Source organism: Halorhodospira halophila SL1, assembly GCF_000015585.1.
GTDB classification, from domain to species: Bacteria; Pseudomonadota; Gammaproteobacteria; order Nitrococcales; family Halorhodospiraceae; genus Halorhodospira; species Halorhodospira halophila.
On the sequence record NC_008789.1, the window covers coordinates 2299868 to 2323884 of the forward strand.

Consider the following 24017-nt stretch of genomic DNA (forward strand, 5'->3'; position numbering starts at 1 on the left):
CAAGTGGTAGAGCACCTAGCGTCCCTCCCCTTCTCTTGTTGGTTCGGTGCAGGTCAGGCCCGCCGCCACGCGCTCCATGGCGGCTGAGCGCGACCCCTTGATCAGCACGACCGCATCGGCCGGCAACTCGGCGCGGCACGCCTCGATCAGCGCCGATGCATTGTCAAAACAGCGGCCGCCTTCGCCGAAGGCCTCGGCCGCCGGGGCGGCAGCCTCCCCAAGGGTCCACAGCCGCTCCACCCCGGCGGCGCGCGCCCGCCGGCCGGCCCGGCTGTGCCACTCCGCAGTCTCCGCGCCGAGCTCGCCCATGGCCCCGAGGAGCAGCCACGGGGCCGCCTGGAACCCGGTCACCGTATCGATGGCCGCCTGCAGGCTGGCGGGGTTGGCATTGTAGGTGTCGTCTACCAACCAGCCGCCGTGATCTCCGCGACGCAGCTCCAGCCGCCCCGGTACGGCCGCGGCGGAGGAGATGCGGTCGAGGATGGTTCGCGCCGGCACCTCGAGGGCGGCGGCACACGCCGCTGCCGCGGCGATGTTCTGTGCGTTGTGGCCCCCGAGCAGCGGGGTCGGCGCCGCCATCCAGCCGCCCCCAAGATCCAGCTCCAGCCGGCTGCCATGCCCCCGATGGCGAAACTGTCCGGCGTCGGCGCCAAAGGTCAGGCACCGCCGTGCGCCCGCCATCTCCCGCCACAAGCCGCAGAAGTCGTCGTCGGCATTCAGGACGGCCACCCCCTGCCGCGGCAGCCCCTGGAAGAGCTCCCCCTTAGCGCGGGCGACCCCGTCCAGCGAGCCGAACCCCTCCAGGTGGGCCGGGCCGGCATTGGTCACCACGCCCACGTCGGGCTGCGCCCAGGCGGTCAGCTGAGCGATCTCGCCCGGGGCGTTGGCGCCCATCTCGATGACGGCAAAGCGGTGCCCGGCACCCAGCCGACAGAGCATCTCCGGGACCCCCAGCAGGTTGTTCCGGTTGCCCTCGGTGGCCAGGGTTGGCCCGGATTCGGCCAGCATCGCGGCCAGCAGTTCCTTGACCGTGGTCTTGCCGTTGCTGCCGGTCACGGCCACCAGACGCACCCCGCTGCGCCGCCGGCACTCCGCACCCAGGACCGCGAGGGCCGCCGCCGGGTCCTCGACCACCAGCGTCGGCAGCGCCCCCACCGGACGGGTGCCGAGCACCGCCACGGCGCCGCGGGCTGCGGCATCATCGGCAAAGTCGTGGCCATCGCAGCGCGCCCCCGGCAGGGCCACGAAGAGCGACCCCGAAGTGGCTCGGCGACTGTCCAGCGCCACCCCCGTCACGGCCCCGCCACCGTTGCCGATCAGCTCGGCACCGGTCAGCGCCGCAATCTGCTCCAGGCTCAACGGATCCATGCCGCCTCCCGGGGCACGGAGAGCAGCCGCGCCACCTCCTCACGGTCGGAGAACGGGAACCGCTGCCCGTCGATCTCCTGCTCGGTCTCGTGGCCCTTGCCGGCAATCAACACCACGTCGCCCGGGGCACCCCAGGCGATGGCCCCGCCGATGGCGACGCCACGCCCTGCCACCACCTCGGCGCCCTCCCCGGCGCCGGCGGCGACGGCAGCGCGGATGACCGCAGCGTCTTCGCCGCGCGGGTTGTCGTCGGTGATCAGCACGCGATCAGCCAGACGCGCCGCGACCTCGCCCATCAGCGGTCGCTTGCCGGTATCCCGCTCCCCACCGCAGCCGAAGACGACGCACAGCCGCCCGGTGGTGTGCGCACGCAGCGCCGTCAGCGCCTGCTCCAGCGCGCCCGGCGTATGGGCGTAATCCACCACCACCAGCGGCGACCCGTCGGCGTGGAACTGCTCCATCCGCCCGGGCACCGGACGCAGCGTCGGCAGCCTGGCCAGCACCCCATCCATCGGCCGCCCCAAGGCCAGGGCGGCCGCCACGGCCGCCAGCACATTGGCGACGTTGAAATGCCCGAACAGCGGCAGGCGCACCGAGTGCCGGGTCCCGCCAACACAGAGCGTCAGCTGCACGCCGTCGGCCCCCGGGATCACGGCCTCGGCCGCGAGGTCAGCGGCCGCCCCGGCGGCACTGTAGGTGAAGGCCGCCCCGGCCGCCCGATCGTGCAGGCGCCGTCCGAGCGCGTCGTCTAGATTGAGCACCTGAGCCCGCAGGCTGGGGAACTCGAACAGGCGGCTCTTGGCGTCGGCGTACGCCTCGACGGAGCCGTGATAGTCGAGGTGGTCGCGCCCCAAGTGGGTCAGCACCGCCAGATCCACCGCCGTACCGGCCAGGCGTCCCTGCTCCAGGGCGTGAGAGGAGGCCTCCATCGCCACCCCGGTGGCGCCCGCTGCGCGGCACTCGGCCAGGGCCTTCTGCAGTGCCGCGGCATCCGGCGTGGTCAGCACGCCCGGGCGCAGGTCGTCCACCAGGCCGTGCCCCAGCGTGCCAACGACGCCCCAGGGGGCCTCCGGCCCGCTAAGCAGCTGGGCAATGAAATGGCTGACCGACGTCTTGCCGTCGGTCCCGGTAACCGCAATCACCTCCATGCCCCGGGACGGATCGCCGTAGAGCCGCCCGGCGATGGCCCCCAGGTGGCGACGCAGCCCCGGCACACCGACCATCGGCACACCGGACTGCTCGGTGGCGGTCCTCGCCGCACCGGGATCGACCTCGTCCTGCGGATCCCACACCACGGCGGCAGCCCCCGCCTGCAACGCCGCCGGCACGTAGGCGAGCCCGTGGTCCCGGCTACCGGGTAGCGCCAGGAACACCGCACCGGGCTCGAGGCGCCGGGTATCGGGGGTCAGCCCCTGGATCGACGCGGCAGGCAACGCCTCGTCGACCCACGGCTCAAGCAGCCAGCGCAGGGTCACTTCGGGGAGGGCCGCAGCAGTCATGACCCCTCCCTCTCGGCGACGACCGGCACTTCAAGCTCCGGGAGATCGTCGGGCGGCACATTGAGCATGCGCAGCGCGTTGCCCATCACCCGGGAGAAGACCGGCGCGGCCACCTGGCCGCCGTAGTAGAGATCGCCGCGCGGCTGATCGATGGTCACGGCCATGACCAGGCGCGGGTCCGACGCCGGGGCGAAACCAATGAAAGAGGCGAGGTAGTCCTCCTCGGCGTAGCCACTGGGGCCGCTCTTGAGGACCGTGCCGGTCTTGCCGGCTACTCGATAACCGGAGATAGCAGCACGGGTCCCGGTGCCGCCGGGCTCGACCACCGCCTCGAGCATGCCGCGGATCTCGGCTGCCAGCTCCGGATCGAGCACCTGCCGGCCCTCCGGCGGCTCCTCCACCGCCTGGATGGAGATCGGGCGAATGACGCCGTCCCGGGCCAGCGCGGCGTAGGCCCGCGCCAGCTGCAACGGCGTAGCGGTGACGCCGTAGCCGTAGGAGAGCGTCGCGCGCTGCACGTCGCCGCGGGGCGGCGCCGGCAGAAACTGCCCGGCCACCTCGTCCCGCAGGCCGCTGCGCGTACGCTCGCCGAAGCCGATGTCCTCCAGGGTGTTCCATAGGGCCCGCGGCTCGGTCTCCAGGGCCATCTTCACGGTGCCCACGTTGCTGGACTTCTGCAGCACGCCGGCGATATCGAGCTCACCGTAATCGAGGAAATCACGGACGGTGTGCCGTCCGACGCGCATGGTCCCCGGGGCCGTGTCGAACGCCTGCCCACTGCGCACCGCGCCGCTGGAGAGCGCTGCGGCAATGGTGAACGGCTTGATCACGGAGCCCGGCTCCTGGGCCCAGCTCACCGCCCGGTTGCGGCGCTGCTCAGGCTCGACGCCGGCGCGGCGATGGGGGTTGAACGAGGGCTGGCTGACCATTGCCAGGACCTCCCCGCTCGTTGCATCCAGCACGACCGCCGCGCCTCCCTCGGCGTCGTGACCGCGAACGGCTCGCTTGAGCTCGCGGTAGGCCACGTACTGGATGCGCCGATCCAGCGACAGGTGGACATCTTCACCAGGGCGCGGCTCGCGCAGCAGCTCCACATCCTCGATGGTGCGCCCGAACGGGTCGCGGATGACGCGCTTGGCGCCACTGCGCCCACTCAGCGGATCCTCGAAGGCGCGCTCGACACCGGCCAGCCCCTGGCCATCGATGTCGGTAAAACCGACCAGCTGAGCCGCCACCTCGCCGGCCGGATAGAAGCGGCGGAACTCCTGCTGCAGCTGCACCCCCGGGGCGTCCAGTTCGCGCATGCGCGTCGCCACCTGCGGCGACAGGTGGCGACGCAGGTAGACGAAATGCCGCCCCTCCCGCGCCTTCAGGAAATCGCGCAGTTCCGCCGGAGAGCGCTCCAGCACCTCGGCCACGGCGGCGACCGCCGCGCCGTCCTCAAGCAACTCCCCCGGGTTGGCCCAGGCCGACTTAACCGGCGAGCTGATTGCCAGCGGCTCACCGTTGCGGTCGGTGATCACGCCCCGGTGCGCCGGCATGCTCACCGTGCGCAGGTGGCGGGCATCGGCCTCGTCGCGGAGGAATTCGCTGTTGATCACCTGCAGATCCAGAGCGCGCAGGATCACCGCGCCGGCGGCGATGGCCATCACCGCCACCACGCTGTAGAGCCGCCAGCGCGGCGGCCCATTGAGCGCGGGTTGTCGGCGCGTATTCCTGCTCACTCTCGCCACCTTAAGGGCGCCTCAGGATGATGATCTCGTCGCGCTCGGGCAGCGCCATCCCCAGCTCCTCGCCGGCGACGCGCTCCAGGCGGCTGTGCCCGGCCCACGCGCCCTGCTCGAGCTGCAGCATGCTCCACTCCTCGCGCAGCCGGTCGCTGCGCTCGAGTTCGTCCTGCAGGGTAATGAACCCCCCCCGATACTCGTGCTGAATCGCTACCACCCCCACGGCGCTGACCACAACGGCCACCACCAAGGCGATGCCCCCCCAGGCCGCACGACTCATGACAACCGCTCCGCGACCCGCAATACCGCGCTGCGCGCGCGCGGGTTGCCAGCCACCTCGCCCTCGTCGGCACGGAGATCACGCCCCAGTGGCCGCAGCCTCGGCTGACAACCCGCCGGCGGCACCGGCACCGACGGCGGCAGATCGCCCACGCTGGACGCCCGGCGGATGAACCGCTTCACCCGCCGGTCCTCCAGCGAGTGGAACGCGATCACGGCCAGCCGCCCCCCCGGGGCCAACAGGTCGATGACACCCTCCAGGAAGCGGTCCAGCTGTCCAAGTTCATCGTTGACTGCGATACGCAGCGCCTGGAAGGTCCGCGTCGCCGGATGGCGCCCCGGCTCACGCCGCGGTACCGCCTGCTCGACCAGCCGGGCCAGCGCCAGCGTGGTGCGCGGCGGGTCGCCGGCGTCCCGGGCAGCGACAATGGCACGCGCAATCCGCCCGGCGTGGCGCTCTTCGCCGAGTTGCCGCAGGACCCCGGCGATGTCGCGCGCACTCAGACGCTCCAGGAGCGCTGCGGCGGACTCGCCGGTGGTCGGATCCATGCGCATATCCAGCGGCCCATCGCGCTGGAACGAGAAACCGCGGTCGGGGTTGTCGACCTGAGGCGAGGAGATGCCGAGATCCGCCAGCAGGCCGTCGACCCCGGCGGCGAGCCCCTGCTCGGCCAACAGCCGGGGCAGCTCGGCCAGTTCGGCACCCAGCACGGTGCAGCGGGGGTCGTCCGCCAGGGTCTCGCGGGCGTGGGCCAGCGCCTCCGGGTCCCGGTCGGCCACCCACAACCGCCCTTGGGGGCCCAGTCGCTCCAGGATACCGCGGGCGTGACCGCCACGCCCGTAGGTGGCGTCCACATAGCAGCCGTCCGGACGCACGTCGAGCGCGGCCAGCGCGGCCCCATAGAGGACCGGCCGGTGTGTCGTCGCCGTTGGCTCCTGCTCCGCCACTGCGCACATCTCCGCTGCGGACATGTCGCCCCCCTGACCTGAGTTACAGGGCGAGGCTCTCCAGCTCCCCGGGGAGCTCGGCGTCGGCCGCGGCGGCCTCCTGCAGCCAGTCGGCCCGCCGCTGCTCCCAGAGGGACTCATCCCAAAGCTCAAACTTGTTGCCCTGGCCGATCAGCACGACCCGCTTCTCCAGGCCCGCATATTCACGCAACGGCGGGGGAACCAGGGCGCGGCCGTTACCGTCGACCTGGAGTTCCTGGGCGTGACCGATCAGAAGGCGTTTGAGTCGCTTGGCGCTCGGCTGGAGGTCCGGCAGGGCGATCAGCTTACGCTCGATCTCTTCCCACTCGGGCAGCGGGTAGAAGACCAGGCAGCGATCGCGATAGTCGATCGTTGCTACTACCTCGCCGCTGCAATGACTCAGCAGGCGGTCGCGGTGCCGGGACGGGAACGCTAGCCGCCCCTTGGCATCAAGGTTGAGTTGATTGACTCCGCGAAACACCGCGCCCCCTGCAGCTCCATGCCGTGCCCTTTTATCCCACTTTTAACCACGTTGCGACACTATAGGAGGGGGGCCACACCCCGTCAACCTGCCGGCCAGCGCACAGCTCGGCGTCAAACATGGAGTTACGCACGGGATTTCACGTACCGGGACGACCGACTGGATCTATTATTAAGCGTACAAACAGAACCCTGACTTCGACACCGAATCTTTTGTATGAACTTGTTATTCTATGGCCTTGTTATTAAAGGGTTGACGCGGTGCGGAAAGCTGGTAATCTACGGGATGAGTCGGCCGGATGGCCGCTGTGTCGCAAGGCGACACGGAGGAAAGTCCGGGCTCCACAGGGCAGGGTGCCAGGTAACGCCTGGGGGGCGTGAGCCCACGGAAAGTGCCACAGAAAACAGACCGCCGATGGCCGCCGCTAGGCGGCACAGGTAAGGGTGAAAAGGTGCGGTAAGAGCGCACCGCGCGACCGGCAACGGTTCGCGGCACGGTAAACCCCACCCGGAGCAAGGCCAAATAGGGGAGCGATGGCGTGGCCCGCGCCGCTCCCGGGTAGGCCGCTAGAGGCGTGCGGAGACGCACGTCCCAGAGGAATGGCCATCCTCGACAGAACCCGGCTTACAGGCCGACTCACCCTTTCCTTTTCGGATCGACCGACTTCGCGCCCCCGGTTTGGGACTCCGCCAGCTCCAGCGCTCGCTGATACAGGGCGTTGCGCCGCCCGCCGGTCAGGCGCGCGGCCACACGGGCGGCCTGTTTCACCGCCACCCCCTCGAGCAGCAGCGCGCGCAGCGTGCTGTCGGCGTCCACGGCTGCGCCCCGCTGCGGCACCCCCTCCAGGACCACAACGATCTCGCCCCGCTGCTGGTTGCCATCCACCTCGACCCGCCTCAGCACCTCCTCCAGCGAACCACGAAGGACCGTCTCGTGCACCTTGGTCAGCTCGCGGGCCAAAACCACCGGGCGCTCCCCACCGCACACCTCGACCAGATCACGCAGACAGGCCGCAATGCGATGCGGGGCCTCGAAGAAGGCCACGGTCCGGGGCTCCTCGGCCAGCGCCTCGAGACGACTGCGCCGCGCCGTATCGCGGGCGGGGAGGAAGCCGTCGAAGACGAAGCGATCGGCGCCAAAACCGGCCACCGAGAGCGCCGCCGTCACACTGCACGGCCCGGGCACGGGTGACACCCGCTCCCCCGCATCCGCCGCTGCGGCCACCAGGCGGGCACCCGGATCGCTGAGCAGGGGCGTGCCGGCATCGCTGACCAGCGCCACATCCCGTCCGGCAGCCAGCAGACGGAGCAGGCGCGGGATCCTGGAGGCCTCATTGTGCTCGTGCAGACTCAGCAAACGCGCCCGAAGACCGTACTGCTCCAGCAGCCGGCCGGTCCGGCGCGTATCCTCAGCCGCCACCCACTCGACATGGCGGAGGATCTCGGCTGCCCGTCGACTCAGATCCCCAAGGTTCCCGATGGGGGTCGCCACAACCCACAGCGCGCCGCCGCCGTTTGACACAGGCGCGACGGGCGCCGGATACTCCGAAGGCTTATCCACAGGCTTCTCCGACGGTTCCCATGACCTGCCCCACGCGCGTTCTTCAGTTCCTGATCGTGGCCGCGCTGCTGGCGGCACTCTACAGCTGTGCCCCGACGCCGGTCACGCCCGCCGACACACCGGAGCAGAGCGAGGCGCAGGCAGACGACGCCCGCGCCGCGGGTGACGCTGCCCGTGCTGCGGAACTCTATGATGCGGCAGCGGAGGGCTACGAGGAAGCCGCGGACCGCAATCGAGTCAGCATCGCCGCTGCCCGCAGCTGGCTCGAGGCTGAAGAGCGGGACGCCGCGACCACGGCGTTGGCCCGGGTCGACCCCGAACACCTCGGCGAATCGGACCGGGACCGCTTCACCCTCGCCCGAGCCCAACTGGCCCTGCAGCGCGAGCGCCCAGATCTCGCCGCGTCCCTCCTCGACAACCTGGCGGAACCGCCGGCCGGCGAGGAGGCCGACTACCACCGCCTGCGCGCCGCAGCGGCGGCGGTCATGGACGACCACCTGAAGGTCGCTGAACAGCGCGTGGCCCTGGAGCAGCACCTGGAGACCCCGTCACAGCGAGAGGAAAACCGCAACCTCATCTGGCAGGCCCTGGGCCGCACCCCCGCCCCGCAGCTGCAGGAGATCGACCCGGACGACGACACCTACGGCGGCTGGGTGCGGCTGGCACAGATCGCCCGCAGCCACCGCCTCGACCCGGAGCGACTCGAGGAGGCGGTATCCGACTGGGAGGCGGCCTTCCCGGACCACCCAGCCCGCGACCACCAGGCCACCGAGCTGATCACCCGGTTCCACGAGCGGATCCGCCGCCCCGAGCGCGTTGCCCTGCTGCTGCCGCTGAGTGGCGATTTCCGCGAAGCCGGCCGGGCGGTGCGCGACGGGATCCTCTCCGCCTATTTCAGCGACAACAACCAGCGCCCGGAGATCACCGTCCACGACACCGGCGGCGATCCGGAGCGTGCGCTGGAGGCCCTGGCCGAGGCCCGCGAGGCCGACAGCGACGCGGTGATCGGCCCCCTCACCCGCGGCGCCGTCCGGGCGATCGCCGACGCGGACGAGAGCCCGCCGACCCTGGCCCTGAACACCCTCGATGACAATGGCACCGCGGAGCACCTCTATCAGTTCGCGCTCACCCCGGAAACCGACGCGCGACAGGCGGCGCTGCACGCGCAACGGCGCGGCTGGAGCAGTGTGGTCATCCTCGCCCCGCGAACCGACTGGGGGGAACGAGTCCAGCGGGCGTTCCAGGAGGCCTTTGAAGAGACCGACGGCACCGTGCTTCAGAGCGAAGCCTACGACGCGGGTGACGCTGACTTCTCCGGGCCGATCCGGGAAGTGCTCAACCTGCGCGTCAGCAGCCTGCGCCACCAGGAACTCACCCGAACCCTGGGACAGTCGCTGGAGTATCAACCGCGCCGCCGCCAGGACGTGGACGCCATCTTCCTCGCCGCCTCGCCCGAGGCGGGGCGGCTGCTGCGCCCACAGCTCGAGTACCACCACGCCCAGGACGTGCCGGTGCTCTCCACCGCTCACATCTACGGCGGCGCCCCTCGCCCCGAGGAGGACCGCGACCTCGACGGCCTGCACTTCGTCGACGGCCCCTGGCTGGTCGGCCGGTCGCTGGGCATCCCGGAGGCGCTGGAACGCGAACGGCTCGCCGAGCTACTCGGTGACGTCCTGCGCCGCGAGGCCCGTCTAGTGGCCCTGGGTATCGACGCCTACCGCATCTTCCCGTACCTCGAGGTCCTCAGCGAACACCCAGAGGAGCGCTTGGACGGGCTGACTGGCAAACTCCACCTGAACAGCGAGCGCGTGGTCGAGCGCGAGCTGGTCGCCGCGCGGTTTGTCCGCGGCCGACCGGTATTCGAACAACCGGCCACGGAGGGCGGCGATGATGGCCCCACAGACGACGCGGAATGACCCACGGCAGCGCGGCCAAGAGGCCGAGGAGCGCGCGCGCGCCTACCTCGAAGGGCAGGGGCTGCAGACCCTGGCGCGGAACTTCCGGACCCGCCGGGGCGAGATCGATCTGATCATGGCCGACGGCGGCGTCACGGTGTTCGTCGAGGTCCGCCGCCGCAGTCACCCCGGGTACGGCGGCGCAACGGCCTCCGTGGATCGGCGCAAGCGCCAGCGCCTGAGCCGTGCCGCCAGCGCCTGGCTGGCCCGGCACCCCGGGTGGGCCCGTTTCGATGTAGTCGCCACGGACGGCCACGAGGTGCACTGGGTGCGCGATGCATTTCGGGAAGAAAGCTAAGGCGCCCGGCAAGACGAAAGCGAGGATCCATGGATTCCCACGAACGCGTGGCACAGCTCTTCCACGACAGCATCCGCGCCAAGCAGGATGCCCTGGACCGCATCGCCCCGGACATCGTACGCGCTGGCCGGGCCATGGCCAGGGCCCTGGGGGCAGACCGCAAGATCCTGATCTGCGGCAACGGCGGCTCTGCGGCGGACGCCCAGCACTTCTCCTCGGAGCTGCTCAACCGCTTCGAGATGGAGCGCCCCGGGCTACCCGCTATCGCGCTCACCACCGACTCTTCCACGCTGACGTCGGTGGCCAACGACTACCACTACGATGAGGTCTTCGGCCGGCAGATCCGCGCCCTCGGCCACGAGGGGGACATCCTGTTGGCCATCTCGACCAGCGGAGGGTCAGGCAACATCGTTGCCGCACAGCAGGCCGCGGCCGAACGGGGCATGATCACCGTCGCCCTCAGCGGCCGCGACGGCGGCACGCTGGCCGAGACGCTCTCCGCCGAGGACATCGAGATCCGTGTGCCGAGCGAGACCACGGCCCGAATTCAGGAGGTCCACCTGCTGGTGATCCACTGCCTGTGCGACCTGATCGATCGCACCCTGTTCGGTGGCCCGGGCGGCTAGCGCCGCCCTCGGGGCAACCGTCTATTTGACCACGCGCAGATTGGGCCGCTTGCCCCCGCTGGGGCCGTCCGGCGGCCCGTCGTGGTCATCGTCACTGTCCTGCCCCGCGTCCAGGGCCTCGTACTCCTCCGACTCGGCGTCATCGCCCTCACCGAAGAGCATGCCCTGCCCGTTCTCCCGGGCATAGATGGCCATGACCGCGTTCACCGGCACCTGAACACCGCGCGGCACACCACCGAAACGGGCACGGAAGACGATCTCGTCGTTGCCCATGTTCAGCCCCTGGACCGCCCGCGGTGCCACATTCAGCACCAGTCGGCCGTCCTCGGCGTATTCCAGCGGGGCGTCGACATCCTCCCGACTGGCATCCACCAGCAGATAGGGGGTGTAACCGTTATCGGCGATCCACTCGTAGATCGCCCGGATGAGGTAGGGACGACTCGGGGTCATTGGTGCGCCTCCTGCCTTCACGCACGCAGGGCCTGCTCCTCGCGGGTCAGACTGATGCGGAAGGCGTCGGTTGCAAACTGCTGTTCGGCGTACTGAGTGATCGCCGCTGCAGGCTCCGGGAGGTCGACCCCGGCGGCGGGCAAACGCCATAGCAGCGGCAGGATCGTAAGATCCATGATTGTCAGCTCGTCGCTGAGGAAGTACGGCTGGCCCTCGAAGAGCTCGGCAGCCGCCACCAGGCTCTCGGTCAGGGCGCGGCGGGCCTGCTGCGTCTGCGCCCCCGTACCGTCCTCGATTTGATCGTAGAGCGCGTACCAGTCGCGCTGCATGCGGTGGACCACCAGCCGCGCCTTCGCCCGGCTCACCGGGTCGACGGGTAACAGCGGCGGGTGCGGATACCGCTCATCCAGGTAGTCGATGATGATCTCGGGGTGGTAGAGCGCGATGTCTCGGTCCACCAGCGTGGGCACGTCCCCGTAAGGGTTGTGCTCCAGCAGGGCGGTCGGCGGCTGGTCCGGATCGACCGGGACACGCTCGGCCTCGACCCCCTTGAGGGCCAGGGCCAGCCGGGCCCGATGGCTGTGTATGCATTGCGCTCCGGTATAGAGGCGGATCACGGGCCCTCCGGCGACCGTTTTGCGGGGTGGCCCGGAGTCCCCGGGCCACCCCACCCGGGTCACTTCTTGATGCCTCTCCAGAACTCCTTGTACAGGAGGTAGAAGACACCGGTCATGACGATCAGGAAGAGGATCACCCAGACCCCCATCCGCTCACGGTCCGCCCGGATGGGCTCGCCGGCGTAGGAGAGGAAGGCGGTGAGCTGGGCGGTGACCTCGCGGTACTCCTCCTCGCTCAGCTTGCCCTCGGCACCCTCGATGATCTCGAAGTCAACGATGTGGCCATCGTCGTCCTTGACCGCCTTCTGATCGCCCTGCAGGGCGAACAGGATGTGCGGCATCGAGGTCCCTTCCTGGACATAGTTGTTGTAGCCCACCTCGGCGTCTTCATCCACGTAGAAGGTGTTGAGGTAGGTGTAGATCCAGTCATCACCGTGGATGCGGGAGGTCAGCGAGAGGTCCGGCGGAGTCAGCCCGAACCAATTCTCGCCATCCTCGGGATCCATGGGCGAGATGATCGGCTCGTGCAACTCGAAGTTGCCGCGCATGATCTTCTCTTCGACCCAGTCCTCGTCCTCGCCGACGTCATCGGCCAGCCGCTGGTAGCGCAGGTACTCCACCGAGTGGCACCCGACGCAGTAGTCGGCAAACAGCTCGGCACCCTTGCGGATGGACTCCCGGTCGTGGTGGCTGATGTTCGGTTCCATCATCCCCACCTCGGCCTTCACCGCGCCGGTGAAGGCCAGGGCGAGGAATGCACTCAGTGCGATTCCGGTCTTCTTTTTCATGCTCATGTCAGACGGTCACCCTTTCCGGAACAGGCTTCGTCTTCTCGAACCCGAAGTAGGTGTAGGCCCAGAGGAAGACGAAGAACCCGAAGTAGATCACGGTCGAGATCTGGCTCAACAGGATCGGCAGACCCGTGGGCTCCTCCATGCCGGCCCAGGTCAGCACCAGGAAGGACACCGTGAAGGCAGCCAGCGCGACCTTGAAGCCGAGACCGCGGTAGCGGATGGACTTCACCGGACTGCGGTCGATCCAGGGCAGGAACAGCAGGATGCCCGGCGCCGCCAGCATGACAATCACGCCCAGGGCCTCGCTCGGGATCGACTGCAGCATGGCGTACCACGCCGTGAAGTACCAGATCGGGTGGATCACCTCGGGCGTCTGCAGCGGATTCGCCTCCTGGAAGTTCGGCGCCTCGATGAAGTAGCCGCCGAAGGTCGGGGCGAAGAACATCACCGCGCAGAACAGGATCAGGAAGATGCCCCAGCCGAACATGTCCTTGGCCACGACGTAGGGGTGGAAGCCAACGCCGTCGATGGGCTTGCCGTTCTCATCCTTGTTCTGCTTGATCTCGACGCCGTCAGGACTGCTGGAGCCGACGTGGTGCAGTGCAACGATATGCACGAACACCAGCGCGATCAGGACCAGCGGCAGCGCCACCACGTGGAGGGCGAAGAGCCGGCCGAGCGTCGCCTCGTTGACGACGAAGCCGCCCTGAAGCCAGACCACCAGCTCGTCACCGACCACCGGGATCACACCAGCCAGCGCGATGATCACCTGCGCCGCCCAGTAGGACATCTGCCCCCAGGGCAGGACGTAGCCCATGAACGCCTCGGTCATCATGACCAGGTAGATCAGCACACCGGTGATCCAGAGCAGCTCACGCGGCTTCTTATAAGAGCCGTAGAGCAGCCCTCGGTACATGTGCAGATACACAACCAGGAAGAACGCCGACGCGCCCGTCGTGTGCATGTAGCGCATCAACCAGCCCCAGTCCACGTCGCGCATGATGAACTCCACGGAGGAGAACGCGCGCTCGACGGAGGGCTGGTAGTAGAACATCAGCCAGATGCCGGACACGATCTGGATCACAAGGACCAGGATCGAGAGCGATCCGAACAGGTACCACCAGTTGACGTTCTTGGGGACGTAGTACTCGGTCATGTGGTACCGCCAAGTACTCGTCATGGGATAGCGGTCATCGATCCACTGCTGCAGACCGCTGAGATTGAGACGGTTCATCACGCCGCGCCCTCCTCTTCGTCTTCGGTATCCTCGCCGATGACGAGCTTAATGTCCTCCGGGAGCCGATCTTGCGGCACCGACAGGCTCCCCGGTCCTGGCACCCCGCGCCCGACACGCCCGCCCGTCGCGGCTCCCTGCCGTATCGGGGCCTACAGGGTGTACAAGCAGCGCGTAAGCTTCGTACATCGCATCGCCGGGCGTCAAGGCAGGACCGCCCCGCCTCAACACCCCGGGGTTGACCGATAGGCTATTACATTAACCGTAATACGTCATGTCTAGGCCGGGTTCTCGATCTCCACGTAGTGGTGTTCCACACCGAGGGCCTCCGCCAGATGGGCCCCCAGCGCCTGCACGCCGCTGCGCTCGCTGGCGTGGTGGCCAGCGGCAAAATAGTGAATCCCGCGCTCGCGGGCCACGTGGGTCGTCGGCTCCGAGAGCTCGCCCGAGAGGAAGGCATCGACGCCCAGATCCGCCGCCTGGTCGATCAGGCCGTCGGCCCCGCCACTGCACCAGGCCACCCGGTAGATGGTGGTGGTCCCCCCATCAACATGGGTGGGCGCACGGCCCAGCGCCTGCTCAACCCGCGCCGCGAACGCGTCGGCCCGCTCCGCCTCGGACAGCACCCCGGACCACAGCAGGCCGGGTACCCCCTTGGCTGCGTGCCGGCCGTCTGTCTCTAGGCCCAGGAGTCGGGCCAGCCCGGCGTTGTTGCCCAACTTCGGGTGGACGTCCAGAGGCAGATGGTAGGCGAAGAGGTTGATCCCGGCCTCGATCAACAGCCGCAGCCGACGGGCCTTCATGCCCACCACCCGCGGGTCCTCCCCCTTCCAGAAGTAGCCGTGGTGGACGATCACCGCGTCGGCGCGCAGGTCGCGCGCTGCCTCGATCAGCGCCGCACTGGCGGTCACTCCGCTGACCACCGTGGCAATCTGCTCACGGCCCTCGACCTGCAGTCCGTTGGGCGCGTAGTCGGGGTACTCGGCGGGGGTCAGCAGCTCGTTCAGGTATGCTTCCAGGCGGTTTCGGTGCACCATGTCCTCGGTTCTCGACGCAGGCATTTTCATGAGGCTAGCAGGACGATCCGGTTGGCGGCCATTGGGCCTGGAGGGCACCGAGTGGATTCGGTTTCTCCTCGGATACACCGGGCTGGGCGTGGTGTTGGCCCTGGTCATCGTCTGGATCAACCCTGACCTGCTGGGCCCCCTGACGCCCCGGGTCGAGATCACCGAGAGTGAAGATTGCCAGACCGTCGCCCCGGGGCGACAAAACGACGCAGCCGATGCGCCGCCTCGACGGGAACCGGTCTCCTACGCCGACGCGGTGGAACGGGCCGCGCCGGCGGTGGTGAACATCTTCACGGTCAAGCAGGTCACCGAACAGCTCACCCCGCCCGGATTCGACGATCCCCTATTCCGCCGCTTCTTCGGCGACCCTCCGACCCGCGAGCGCCAACGCACCGAGACCAGCCTCGGCTCGGGGGTCATCGTCGCCGAGGAAGGCTATGTGGTCACCAACCACCACGTCATCGACGACGCCGACCAGATCCAGGTACTGCTGGCCGACGGTCGCCAGAGGGCGGCCACGGTGGTGGGGCGCGACCCGGAGACGGACCTGGCAGTGCTGCGCATCGAGGCCGAACGGCTGCCAGTGATCACCTTCGCCCGGGACGAGCGGGTGCGGGTGGGCGACGTGGTGCTGGCCATCGGCAACCCGTTCGGGGTCGGACAGACGGTCACCCAGGGGATCATCAGCGCCACCGGGCGCGACCAGCTGGGGCTGTCGACCTTCGAGAACTTCCTGCAGACCGATGCCGCCATCAACCCGGGCAATTCCGGTGGCGCCCTGATCGACGCCGAGGGGCGGCTGGTGGGGATCAATACCGCCATCTTCAGCGGCACCGGCGGCTCACAGGGGATCGGCTTCGCCATCCCGGCGGGCATTGCCCAGGCGGTGATGTCCGACCTGATCCAGTACGGACGCGTGGTGCGCGGCTGGCTGGGGGTACAGGCACAGCGGCTGACGCCGGCCCTCGCCGAGTCCTTCGGCCACCCCCCGGATACCGAGGGCGTAGCGGTCACCCACATCCTGCCCCGCGGACCGGCGGACCAGGCCGGCCTGGAGGCCGGCGACATCATCGTCGAGCTGGGCGGTCAGCGCATCCGCGACGTCCAGGATCTGCTGCAGGTGGCCAGCGCGGCGGCACCGGGCACCGAGATGGAGATCTCCGGCTACCGCGATCAGGAGCCTTTCTCAACCTCCGTCACCCTCGGTGAGCGGCCGGACATGCAGCAGCCCAGCCACCCCGGGCGGCGCTAATCGACAACGCCCCGGCCAGACTGGCCGGCGCTGGGGCAGCCGCGGCTCAGGCCGCCACGGCGAGGGTCTCGGCCAGCGCCTCGAGGAAGCGGTTGTTCTCCTCGGGGCGACCGACCGTCACCCGCAGGCAGTCCTCCAGCCGCGGATGGCTGCCGTGCAGGCGCTTGATCAGGACCCCTCGATCGAGCAGACCACGGTGCACGGCATCGGCACTGCCCTGCGGCACCCGGAAGGTGAGGAAGTTGGTCTGCGTCGGCCAGACCTGCTCGACACCGGGGACCGCCGGCAGCTCCTCGACCAGCCGCGCCCGTTCGCCGAGCACGTGGGCCACACAGCGATCCAGGGCCTCCTGGTGCTCGACGGCGAATGCCGCACTGGCCTGGGCCAGGCTGCCCAGGTTGTAGGGCAGGCGACACTTCTCCAGCTGGTCGATCCAGGCCGGATGGCCGATCAGCACCCCGACCCGCAGGCCCGCCAGACCGACCTTAGAGAGCGTGCGCAGCACCAGGCAGTTGGGGAACTCCAGCACCCGCGGCAGGAAGCTGCTGTCGGCGTAGGGGGCGTAGGCCTCATCGACTACCACCAGGCCGTCGCTCTGCGCCACCAGCTCCGCCACGGCGTCCAGATCGAGGCCATTGCCGGTGGGGTTGTTCGGGTGCGCCAGGTAGGTGACCGCCGGGTTGTACGCCGACACCGCCTCCCGGGTGGCGGCGAGATCCAGCCCGAACTCCGCATCGAGCGGCACCTCGACGTATTCGGCGCCGGTATACTCGGCGATGATCCGGTACATGGCAAAACTCGGCCCCGGGGCCATCACCGTGCGCCCACTGCCAGCCACGGCCAGATCGATGAGCTGGATGAGCTCATCGGAGCCGTTGCCGAGCAACAGCTCTGCCCCCTCGGGGACCCCCAACCCCTCGCGCAGCAGGGGCTTGAGCCGCCGGGCCGCCGGGTCCGGATAGCGGTTCACGGACACCGAACGCATGCGCTCCAGCCAGGCCTCTTCCAGGGCCCCGGGCCAGGCCCATGGGCTCTCCATGGCATCGAGCTTGATGGCCTTGCCCGGCTCGGCCACCTGATAGGCCTCCAGGGCCTGCACCTGTGGCCGCACCCAGCGGGCGACCCGCGCCTCGACCTCAGTCACCGCTGCGCTCCTCCCCCTGGCCGCGGTACTCCGCTGAGCGGGCATGGGCGGTCAGTCCCTCGCCCCGTGCCATCACCGCGGCGGTCCCGGCCAGTGCTGCGGCGCCGGCGGGTGAGCAGGCCAGCGTGGTGGAACGCTTCTGGAAGTCGTAGACACCCAACGGCGATGCGAACCGCGCGGTCCGCGACGTCGGCAGCGTGTGGTTGGGGCCGGCACAGTAATCACCCAGTGACTCGGCGCTGTAATGGCCGAGGAAGATCGCCCCGGCGTGACGGATGCCCTCGGCCAGTCGATCGGGCTCGGCCACGGAGAGCTCCAGGTGTTCCGGAGCGACATAGTTGGCCACCTGCTGCGCCTCTTCCAGATCGCGGACACAGATCAACGCCCCCCGCTCCGCCAGCGAGGTGCGGATGATCTCCGAACGCTCCATATCCGGCAGCAGGCGCTCCATGGCCGCCTGGACCTGATCGAGGAAGACGAAGTCCGGGCAGACCAGCAGGGCCTGCGCCTCCTCGTCGTGCTCGGCCTGGGAGAACAGGTCCATGGCGATCCACTCGGGATCGGCCTGGCCGTCGCTGATGACCAGCACCTCGGAGGGGCCGGCGATCATGTCGATGCCCACCACCCCGTAGACGCGGCGCTTGGCCTCGGCAACATAGGCGTTACCGGGGCCGACGATCTTGTCCACGGCGGGTACGGTCTCGGTCCCGTAGGCCAGGGCCGCCACCGCCTGCGCCCCGCCCAAGGTGAAGATGCGATCCACGCCCGCCACATGGGCAGCGGCCAGCACCAGTGGTGAGAGCTCCCCCCCGGGGGCCGGGACGGTCATGATGATCTCCTGCACGCCGGCCACCCGGGCCGGCACGGCGTTCATCAGCACCGATGAGGGATAGGCGGCCTTGCCGCCGGGGACGTAGACCCCGACCCGGTCGAGGGCGGTGACCTGCTGCCCGAGGCGGTTACCGTCGGCGTCCTGGTACTCCCAGGACTCCAGGCGCTGACGCTGCGCGTAGTCGCGGATCCGCGCGGCCGCCTGCTCCAGCGCCTCGCGCATCTCCGGGGCGATCTGTTCGTGGGCCGCGACCACCTGCTCGGTCGGGATCTCCAGCGCGGCCACCGAATCGGCCTCGCGGCCGTCGAAACGCCGCGTGTAATCCAGCAGGGCCGCATCACCGCCGGTGCGAACCCCCTCGACCACCTCGGCGACGCGCTGCTCAATGGAGGCGCCCGGGTGGCTCCCCCAGCTCGTCAGGGCGTCCAGGCTGTCCCAGAAATCGGGTTGTGTGGTGCTCAGCCGCTTGATGTCGACCATGCTTTCCTCTCGCGATAAAGCTAACTGGTGTCCTTGGCGCGCGCCGCCGCCGCCAGATCGTCGATCAGCGTCCCCAGACGGTCGGGGCTGGTCTTCAGGGAGGCCTTGTTGACGACCAGCCGCGAGCTGATCGGCATGATCTCCTCGAGCGGCGCAAGCCCGTTGGCGCGCAGGGTGTTCCCGGTGTCGACCAGGTCCACGATGAGATCGGCCATGCCGACCAGCGGCGCCAGCTCCATAGAGCCGTAGAGCTTGATGATCTCGGCCTGCCGGCCCTGCGCAGCGAAGTGTTGCCGGGCCAGATGTACGAACTTGGTCGCCACGCGCGGGCGGCGCCCGGGCGGCGGTCCGTCCGGCGGTCCGGCCACCATCAGCCGGCACCGGGCGATCCCCAGATCCACCGGGTCGTAGAGACCATCGCCGCCGTGCTCCAGGAGCACGTCCCGACCGGCCACACCGAGGTCGGCGCCGCCGTGCTCGACGTAGGTCGGCACGTCCGAGGCGCGCACGACCAGCAGCCGGACGTCCTCGCGGTTGGTACCGATGATCAGCTTGCGGCTGGCGTCCGGATCCTCGGCGGGCTCAATCCCGCAGCGCGCCAGCAGCGGCAGGGTCTCTTCCAGGATGCGCCCCTTGGACAGGGCCAGGGTCAGGGTTCGGCTCATGGTATTCGATCGGTCTCCGTCGTCAGTCGGGGACGCGCTGGATATCGGCACCGAGCTGGGCGAGCTTCTCCTCGATGCACTCGTAGCCGCGGTCGATGTGGTAGATCCGGTCCACCCGGGTCTCACCCTCGGCCACCAGCCCGGCCAGCACCAGACTCGCCGAGGCGCGCAGATCGGTGGCGATCACCGGCGCCGCGGTCAGCTTCTCGACGCCGCGGATGCGCGCCCGGGCCCCTTCGATCTGGATGTCGGCACCCATGCGCTGCATCTCCAGGCAGTGCATGAACCGGTTCTCGAAGACGGTCTCGGTCACCGTCCCCTCCCCGGTGGAGATGGCGTTCAGGGCACAGAACTGGGCCTGCATGTCCGTGGGGAAGCCCGGGTACGGCGCCGTCTCCAGGTCCACGGCGCGCGGGCGGCCCTCCATGCGCAGGGTCACCCAGTCGCGACCGGCGCTCACCTCTGCCCCGCTCTCGCGCAGCTTGCCGAGCACCGACTCGACCAGCTCCGGCGCCGTGTCCTTGAGCCGCACCTCTCCCCCGGTCATGGCCGCAGCGACCAGGTAGGTGCCGGTCTCAATGCGATCGGGCAGCACTCGATGGTGAACGCCGCGCAGCGTGTCGACCCCCTCGATGGTGATCGTCGAGGTGCCGGCCCCCTGGACGTGCCCCCCCATGGCGTTGATGCAGTCGGCCAGATTGATGACCTCGGGCTCGCGGGCGGCATTCTCGAGTACCGTGGTTCCGCGCGCCAGGGCGGCCGCCATCATCAGGTTTTCGGTTCCGGTCACCGTCGAGACATCCATGCGGATGTGCGCCCCCTGGAGCCGGTCGGCGCGGCCCTTGATGTACCCGTCGCGGACCTCGATCTCGGCGCCCATGGCCCGCAACCCGTCCACGTGGATGTTGACCGGCCGCGAGCCGATGGCGCAGCCCCCGGGCAGCGACACCTCGGCCTGGCCGAAGCGCGCCAGCAGCGGCCCGAGCACCAGGATCGAGGCGCGCATGGTCTTCACCAATTCGTAGGGCGCCCGGAAGCTGTGGATGGTCGCGGTGTTGACCTCGACCTCCATACCCTCGTGCACGGTGAGCTCCACCCCCATGCGCCCGAGCAGCTCCATGGTGGTGGTTACGTCGTGGAGATGCGGGATGTTGCCGACGGTGGTCGGGCCGTCGGCCAGCAGGGTCGCCGCCATGACCGGCAGGGCCGCATTCTTGGCCCCGGAGATACGGATATCGCCACGCAGGGGGTTACCGCCCCGGATGAGCAGTCGCTCCATCGGCCTACCCCGCCTTCTGCTGTTGCTCGTGCTCCGGAGGCGTCAGGGTCCGCATGGAGATGGCGTGTAGGGTGTCGTCATCAATGTGGGCGCGCAGGGCCCGATTGACCAGGCGGTGGCGCTCGATACGCGACAGCCCCTGGAAGTCGGGGCTGACGATAAAGGCACGGAAGTGGCGGCCGTCCCCGCTCACCTCCACCCGGGCGTCGCTGAGCTGATCCTGGACCAGGCGTTCAATCTCTTGTGGCTGCATCATGGGGCGATCCCCTCCGGACACGGACCGCGGGCTCCCCGCGAGGGCGGACGATTATAGCCGATTCAGGCCGGCTCGTCGGCGATTTCAAGCACCCCCTCCGCACCACTGGCATGCACGATGGCCAGCAACTGCTGCGGGACGTGGCAGAGGCACAGCCGCCCGCCGTGGGCCCGGGCCTGCCGCGTCCAATCGATCAGGAGGGCCACACCGGCGCTGTCGGTCCGCTCGACACCGGCCAGGTCGATTTCGCAGACCCCGCCTTCGGCGGTGAACAGCGCCGTGCCCTGCGGCCACAAGGCACCCACGGTGTCGAGCTCCAGCCGCCCGGTGACTCGCCAGCGCCCGTCGACCCCGTTCTCGAGGGCCGCGCGGGTCATTCGAAGCCGATCTCCCGGTTGCGCTCTGCCATCTCGTCGATCACGGTCTTGAGGTCCTTGCCCCGCAAGCGCGAGCGGAAATCTTCGCGGTAGTTGTGGATCAGGCTGACCCCCTCGGCGGTGACGTCCACCAGCTTCCAGGCGTCATCGCTCTCCTCCAGGCGGTACAGGATCCGCGCCCGACTGTCACCGGAACCCACTTCCATACCGACCTGGACCCCGCCATCGCGCTGCCGGCTACCGAGGATGCGGACATCGAATCCCTCGTAATCCTCCATGCTCGACGCGTAGGTACGCAGCAGGCTGCGCTGGAACTCGGTCACGAAGCGGTCGCGGGTCTCCCCGTCGGCGTCGCGCCAGTGGGGACCGAGGATCCGCGCCCCGATCCGATCGTAATCGATGTGCGGCTCGACCACCGGTGCCAGCTTGTCGTAGAGCGCCACCGGATCGCCGGCGATCTCCTCGCCGTGCTCCTCAAGCACCCGCATGACCTCGTCGGTAACCTCCTGCACAACTTGGCGCGGATCCGGCTTGGCCACTGCCTGACCGAAGGCCAGCGCCAGCAACAGGGCCATCGACACGGCCAGTGAACGAGTCCAGCGATTCACCTTGAACATCTCTACTGCCTCCGTCGCGCGTGGCGAGCTCAATCCTGCATGCTGGTGACGAACTGCCCGATGATCCGCTCCAGGACCACCGCCGACTGGGTCTCGGTGATCCGGTCGCCGTCACTCAGGGGCTCGGTCTCCCAGCCTGGCTCCAGCCCCACGTACTGCTCGCCGAGCAGACCGGCGGTGTAGATGGCCGCCGCGCTGTCTGCCGGGATGGCCCCGAAGCGCTCGTTAATGCGCAGCCGCACCTCGGCCTGATGGCTCTCCGGATCGAGCCGGATCTCCTCAACCCGTCCGACCCGGACCCCGGCCATGCTCACCGGCGCCTTCTCGCGCAGGCCGCCGACATTGTCGAACTTGGCCGTGACGTAGTACCCGGGCGGCTGGCGCAGCTCGGTCAGGCCACTGACCTGCAGGGCCAGGACCATCATCGCCGCCAGGCCAATGGCCACGAACACCCCGACCCAGATCTCCACGAGCCGCTGACTCATACCCTTGCTCCGTCAGTCGAACATCAGTGCGGTGAGCAGGAAGTCGAGCCCGAGCACCGCCAGCGAAGCGTGCACGACGCCCAAGGTCGTCGCCCGACTGACACCGCTCGAGGTCGGCTCTGCCATGTACCCCTTGTGCAGGGCGATCCAGCCGACCAAGAAGCCGAAGACGACGCTCTTGATCACGCCATTCAAAATATCATCCTGGATGGTGACTGCGTTCTGCATGTTGGACCAGAACGCGCCGCTGTCGATCCCGACCATGCCCACCGCCACCAGATAACCACCGAACACGCCCACGGCGCTGAACACGGCGGCGAGCAGTGGCACCGCCAATACGGCAGCGAAGAAGCGCGGGGCCAGAATACGGCGCTCCGGGTCCACCGCCATCATCTCCATGCTCGAGAGCTGCTCGGTGGCCTTCATCAGCCCCACCTCGGCGGTCAGCGATGAGCCAGCCCGCCCGGCGAACAGCAGCGCGGTTACCACAGGCCCGAGTTCGCGGACTAGAGACAGGGCGACCATGGTGCCCACCGCTTCGGTGGCCCCGAAGTCCGCCAGGGTGTAGTACCCCTGCAGGCCGAGGACCATACCGACGAACAGCGCCGACACCAGGATGATCACCAGCGACAACACGCCGACGGCGTAGACCTGCTCGATGAGCAGGCGGGGGCGCACCACCACCTCGGGGGCGGCGCGCAGGATCCGCCCCATGAGCAGCACCGCCTCGCCCAGGCCGCGCAGCGCAGTCAGGGTCCGTTGCCCCAGCGCCTGGAACAAGCCGATCATCGCCCCCCTCCGCCGAGCAGTTCGTCGGACAGCCGCGGCGCCGGATAGTGGAACGGCACCGGACCATCCGGCCGGGCATCGATAAACTGGCGCAGCGACTCCGACTGCGCCTCCTGCAGATCCATCGGGGTCCCCTCGGCGATCACTGCCCCGTCGGCCAACACATAGACGTAATCGGCGATGGCCAGGGTCTCCTGGACGTCGTGGGAGACCACCACCGAGGTCAGGCCGAGGACGTCGTTGAGCCGGCGGATCAGATCCACCAGCACGCCCATGGTGATCGGATCCTGCCCGGCGAAGGGTTCGTCGTACATCACCAGCGCCGGATCCAGGGCGATGGCCCGGGCCAGGGCGACCCGCCGTGCCATGCCACCGGAGAGCTCCGCCGGCATCAGGTGACGGGCGCCGCGCAGCCCCACCGCCTCGAGCTTGAGCAGAACCAGGGTCTCGAGCAGGGAATCGGGCAACCGGGTGTGCTCACGCAGAGGGAAGGCGACATTCTCGAAGACGGACAGGTGAGTGAACAGCGCGCCGCTCTGGAACAAGACGCCCATACGCCGGCGCAGCTGATAGAGCGCCTGACGGCCGAGACCGGTCACCTCCCCGCCCATGACCTCCACGGACCCGGCCTGGGGGCGAAGCTGCCCGCCCAGCACGCGCAGGATCGTGGTCTTGCCTGAGCCACTCGGGCCCATAATGGCCGTCACCCAGCCCCGACGGATGTCGAGGTTCACGCCATCAAAGATCTTCCGGCCGTTGCGCTCGACGCGCAGGTCGCGCACGCGGGCCAGGACCTCGTCGCCGGTGTCTGCGACGCCCATCGCCCTACTCGGTTACGAAAAAGTGACCGGCAGTATCCATCCCCGCGCCAGGACGGTCAATTCCGTCCCCGGGTTGCCCGATCCCGCGCGTAGATG

26 protein-coding genes and 1 other RNA gene are annotated in these 24017 nt (G+C 69.1%); 5 read left to right on the forward strand and 22 right to left on the reverse strand.

All coding sequences use genetic code 11. The features are described 5' to 3' along the window. Window positions 1–15: 15 nt before the first annotated feature. The 6 genes from HHAL_RS10585 to mraZ form a co-directional block, all read right to left on the reverse strand. A complete protein-coding gene (locus tag HHAL_RS10585) occupies window positions 16–1368 on the reverse strand; it encodes a UDP-N-acetylmuramoyl-tripeptide--D-alanyl-D-alanine ligase (RefSeq protein ID WP_011814881.1) in 1353 nt (450 codons plus the stop codon). Then, on the reverse strand, window positions 1356–2867 hold the full coding sequence (locus HHAL_RS10590) for a UDP-N-acetylmuramoyl-L-alanyl-D-glutamate--2,6-diaminopimelate ligase (protein ID WP_011814882.1): 1512 nt from the start codon (window positions 2865–2867) through the stop codon (window positions 1356–1358). Before HHAL_RS10590 ends, HHAL_RS10585 begins: the two co-directional genes overlap by 13 nt. After that, the gene (locus HHAL_RS10595) at window positions 2864–4516 is read right to left on the reverse strand and encodes a peptidoglycan D,D-transpeptidase FtsI family protein (protein WP_049751653.1); all 1653 of its coding nucleotides are present in this window, start codon (window positions 4514–4516) and stop codon (window positions 2864–2866) included. Before HHAL_RS10595 ends, HHAL_RS10590 begins: the two co-directional genes overlap by 4 nt. An 85-nt stretch (window positions 4517–4601) precedes the next feature. Continuing rightward, entirely contained in the window at window positions 4602–4874 is a 273-nt protein-coding gene (gene ftsL / locus HHAL_RS10600) for a cell division protein FtsL (protein ID WP_011814884.1), read from the reverse strand. After that, the gene (gene rsmH, locus HHAL_RS10605; RefSeq protein ID WP_011814885.1) at window positions 4871–5845 is read right to left on the reverse strand and encodes a 16S rRNA (cytosine(1402)-N(4))-methyltransferase RsmH; all 975 of its coding nucleotides are present in this window, start codon (window positions 5843–5845) and stop codon (window positions 4871–4873) included. The genes ftsL and rsmH overlap by 4 nt, the downstream gene beginning before the upstream one ends. 19 nt (window positions 5846–5864) lie before the next feature. Further along, on the reverse strand, window positions 5865–6323 hold the full coding sequence (gene mraZ / locus HHAL_RS10610) for a division/cell wall cluster transcriptional repressor MraZ (RefSeq protein WP_011814886.1): 459 nt from the start codon (window positions 6321–6323) through the stop codon (window positions 5865–5867). A 286-nt stretch (window positions 6324–6609) separates the two neighbouring features. On the opposite strand from mraZ, the gene rnpB reads away from it, so the two are divergent. Beyond that, window positions 6610–6966: RNase P RNA component class A (gene rnpB / locus HHAL_RS12815), an RNA gene on the forward strand. Here the strand turns inward: rnpB and rsmI are convergent. Continuing rightward, the gene (rsmI, locus tag HHAL_RS10615) at window positions 6960–7823 is read right to left on the reverse strand and encodes a 16S rRNA (cytidine(1402)-2'-O)-methyltransferase (RefSeq protein WP_207160984.1); all 864 of its coding nucleotides are present in this window, start codon (window positions 7821–7823) and stop codon (window positions 6960–6962) included. The genes rnpB and rsmI overlap by 7 nt on opposite strands. Window positions 7824–7903: 80 nt before the next feature. Here rsmI and HHAL_RS10620 point away from each other — a divergent pair, with 80 nt between their 5' ends. From HHAL_RS10620 to HHAL_RS10630, 3 genes are read left to right on the forward strand one after another with little or no spacing between them, the layout of a single operon-like run. Then, on the forward strand, window positions 7904–9799 hold the full coding sequence (locus HHAL_RS10620; RefSeq protein WP_011814888.1) for a penicillin-binding protein activator: 1896 nt from the start codon (window positions 7904–7906) through the stop codon (window positions 9797–9799). Next, a complete protein-coding gene (locus HHAL_RS10625) occupies window positions 9771–10136 on the forward strand; it encodes a YraN family protein (protein WP_011814889.1) in 366 nt (121 codons plus the stop codon). Before HHAL_RS10620 ends, HHAL_RS10625 begins: the two co-directional genes overlap by 29 nt. A 29-nt stretch (window positions 10137–10165) precedes the next feature. Continuing rightward, entirely contained in the window at window positions 10166–10762 is a 597-nt protein-coding gene (locus HHAL_RS10630; RefSeq protein WP_011814890.1) for a phosphoheptose isomerase, read from the forward strand. A gap of 21 nt (window positions 10763–10783) precedes the next feature. Here the strand turns inward: HHAL_RS10630 and HHAL_RS10635 are convergent, their stop codons facing one another. The 5 genes from HHAL_RS10635 to HHAL_RS10655 form a co-directional block, all read right to left on the reverse strand. Further along, window positions 10784–11212, reverse strand: a complete 429-nt coding sequence (locus HHAL_RS10635) for a ClpXP protease specificity-enhancing factor (protein ID WP_011814891.1) — start codon at window positions 11210–11212, stop codon at window positions 10784–10786. A gap of 17 nt (window positions 11213–11229) precedes the next feature. Beyond that, entirely contained in the window at window positions 11230–11829 is a 600-nt protein-coding gene (locus tag HHAL_RS10640) for a glutathione S-transferase N-terminal domain-containing protein (RefSeq protein WP_011814892.1), read from the reverse strand. Window positions 11830–11888: 59 nt separating this feature from the next. After that, window positions 11889–12623: a cytochrome c1 gene (locus HHAL_RS10645; protein WP_049751656.1), complete on the reverse strand. Its 735-nt coding sequence runs from the start codon at window positions 12621–12623 to the stop codon at window positions 11889–11891. 1 nt (window position 12624) lies between these two features. Further along, entirely contained in the window at window positions 12625–13857 is a 1233-nt protein-coding gene (locus tag HHAL_RS10650; protein ID WP_011814894.1) for a cytochrome b, read from the reverse strand. A 278-nt stretch (window positions 13858–14135) separates the two neighbouring features. Beyond that, complete coding sequence (locus HHAL_RS10655) at window positions 14136–14894, reverse strand: Nif3-like dinuclear metal center hexameric protein (protein WP_011814895.1); 759 nt, start codon at window positions 14892–14894, stop codon at window positions 14136–14138. A 28-nt stretch (window positions 14895–14922) separates the two neighbouring features. On the opposite strand from HHAL_RS10655, the gene HHAL_RS10660 reads away from it, so the two are divergent. Continuing rightward, window positions 14923–16176, forward strand: coding sequence for a trypsin-like peptidase domain-containing protein (locus HHAL_RS10660; protein WP_011814896.1), 1254 nt, complete (start codon window positions 14923–14925; stop codon window positions 16174–16176). A gap of 46 nt (window positions 16177–16222) precedes the next feature. Here the strand turns inward: HHAL_RS10660 and hisC are convergent, their stop codons facing one another. The 10 genes from hisC to HHAL_RS10710 form a co-directional block, all read right to left on the reverse strand. After that, complete coding sequence (gene hisC, locus HHAL_RS10665) at window positions 16223–17320, reverse strand: histidinol-phosphate transaminase (protein ID WP_011814897.1); 1098 nt, start codon at window positions 17318–17320, stop codon at window positions 16223–16225. Next, window positions 17313–18632 (reverse strand): histidinol dehydrogenase, encoded by a 1320-nt coding sequence (hisD, locus tag HHAL_RS10670; RefSeq protein ID WP_011814898.1) that lies wholly within the window; start codon window positions 18630–18632, stop codon window positions 17313–17315. Before hisD ends, hisC begins: the two co-directional genes overlap by 8 nt. 20 nt (window positions 18633–18652) lie before the next feature. Continuing rightward, window positions 18653–19297 carry an ATP phosphoribosyltransferase gene (gene hisG / locus HHAL_RS10675; RefSeq protein WP_011814899.1) on the reverse strand — a complete coding sequence of 215 codons (645 nt, stop codon included), beginning with the start codon at window positions 19295–19297 and terminating at the stop codon, window positions 18653–18655. A gap of 22 nt (window positions 19298–19319) precedes the next feature. Beyond that, complete coding sequence (gene murA, locus HHAL_RS10680) at window positions 19320–20576, reverse strand: UDP-N-acetylglucosamine 1-carboxyvinyltransferase (protein ID WP_011814900.1); 1257 nt, start codon at window positions 20574–20576, stop codon at window positions 19320–19322. Between the two features lie 4 nt (window positions 20577–20580). After that, window positions 20581–20832, reverse strand: a complete 252-nt coding sequence (locus tag HHAL_RS10685; protein WP_011814901.1) for a BolA family protein — start codon at window positions 20830–20832, stop codon at window positions 20581–20583. A 62-nt stretch (window positions 20833–20894) separates the two neighbouring features. Beyond that, complete coding sequence (locus HHAL_RS12765; RefSeq protein ID WP_011814902.1) at window positions 20895–21209, reverse strand: STAS domain-containing protein; 315 nt, start codon at window positions 21207–21209, stop codon at window positions 20895–20897. Next, window positions 21206–21826 carry an MlaC/ttg2D family ABC transporter substrate-binding protein gene (locus HHAL_RS10695; protein ID WP_011814903.1) on the reverse strand — a complete coding sequence of 207 codons (621 nt, stop codon included), beginning with the start codon at window positions 21824–21826 and terminating at the stop codon, window positions 21206–21208. The genes HHAL_RS12765 and HHAL_RS10695 overlap by 4 nt, the downstream gene beginning before the upstream one ends. Before the next feature lie 29 nt (window positions 21827–21855). Further along, window positions 21856–22311, reverse strand: a complete 456-nt coding sequence (gene mlaD / locus HHAL_RS10700; RefSeq protein WP_011814904.1) for an outer membrane lipid asymmetry maintenance protein MlaD — start codon at window positions 22309–22311, stop codon at window positions 21856–21858. A 12-nt stretch (window positions 22312–22323) separates the two neighbouring features. Beyond that, window positions 22324–23100, reverse strand: a complete 777-nt coding sequence (gene mlaE, locus HHAL_RS10705) for a lipid asymmetry maintenance ABC transporter permease subunit MlaE (RefSeq protein ID WP_011814905.1) — start codon at window positions 23098–23100, stop codon at window positions 22324–22326. Beyond that, on the reverse strand, window positions 23097–23921 hold the full coding sequence (locus HHAL_RS10710) for an ABC transporter ATP-binding protein (RefSeq protein WP_011814906.1): 825 nt from the start codon (window positions 23919–23921) through the stop codon (window positions 23097–23099). The genes mlaE and HHAL_RS10710 overlap by 4 nt, the downstream gene beginning before the upstream one ends. Window positions 23922–24017 lie beyond the last annotated feature (96 nt).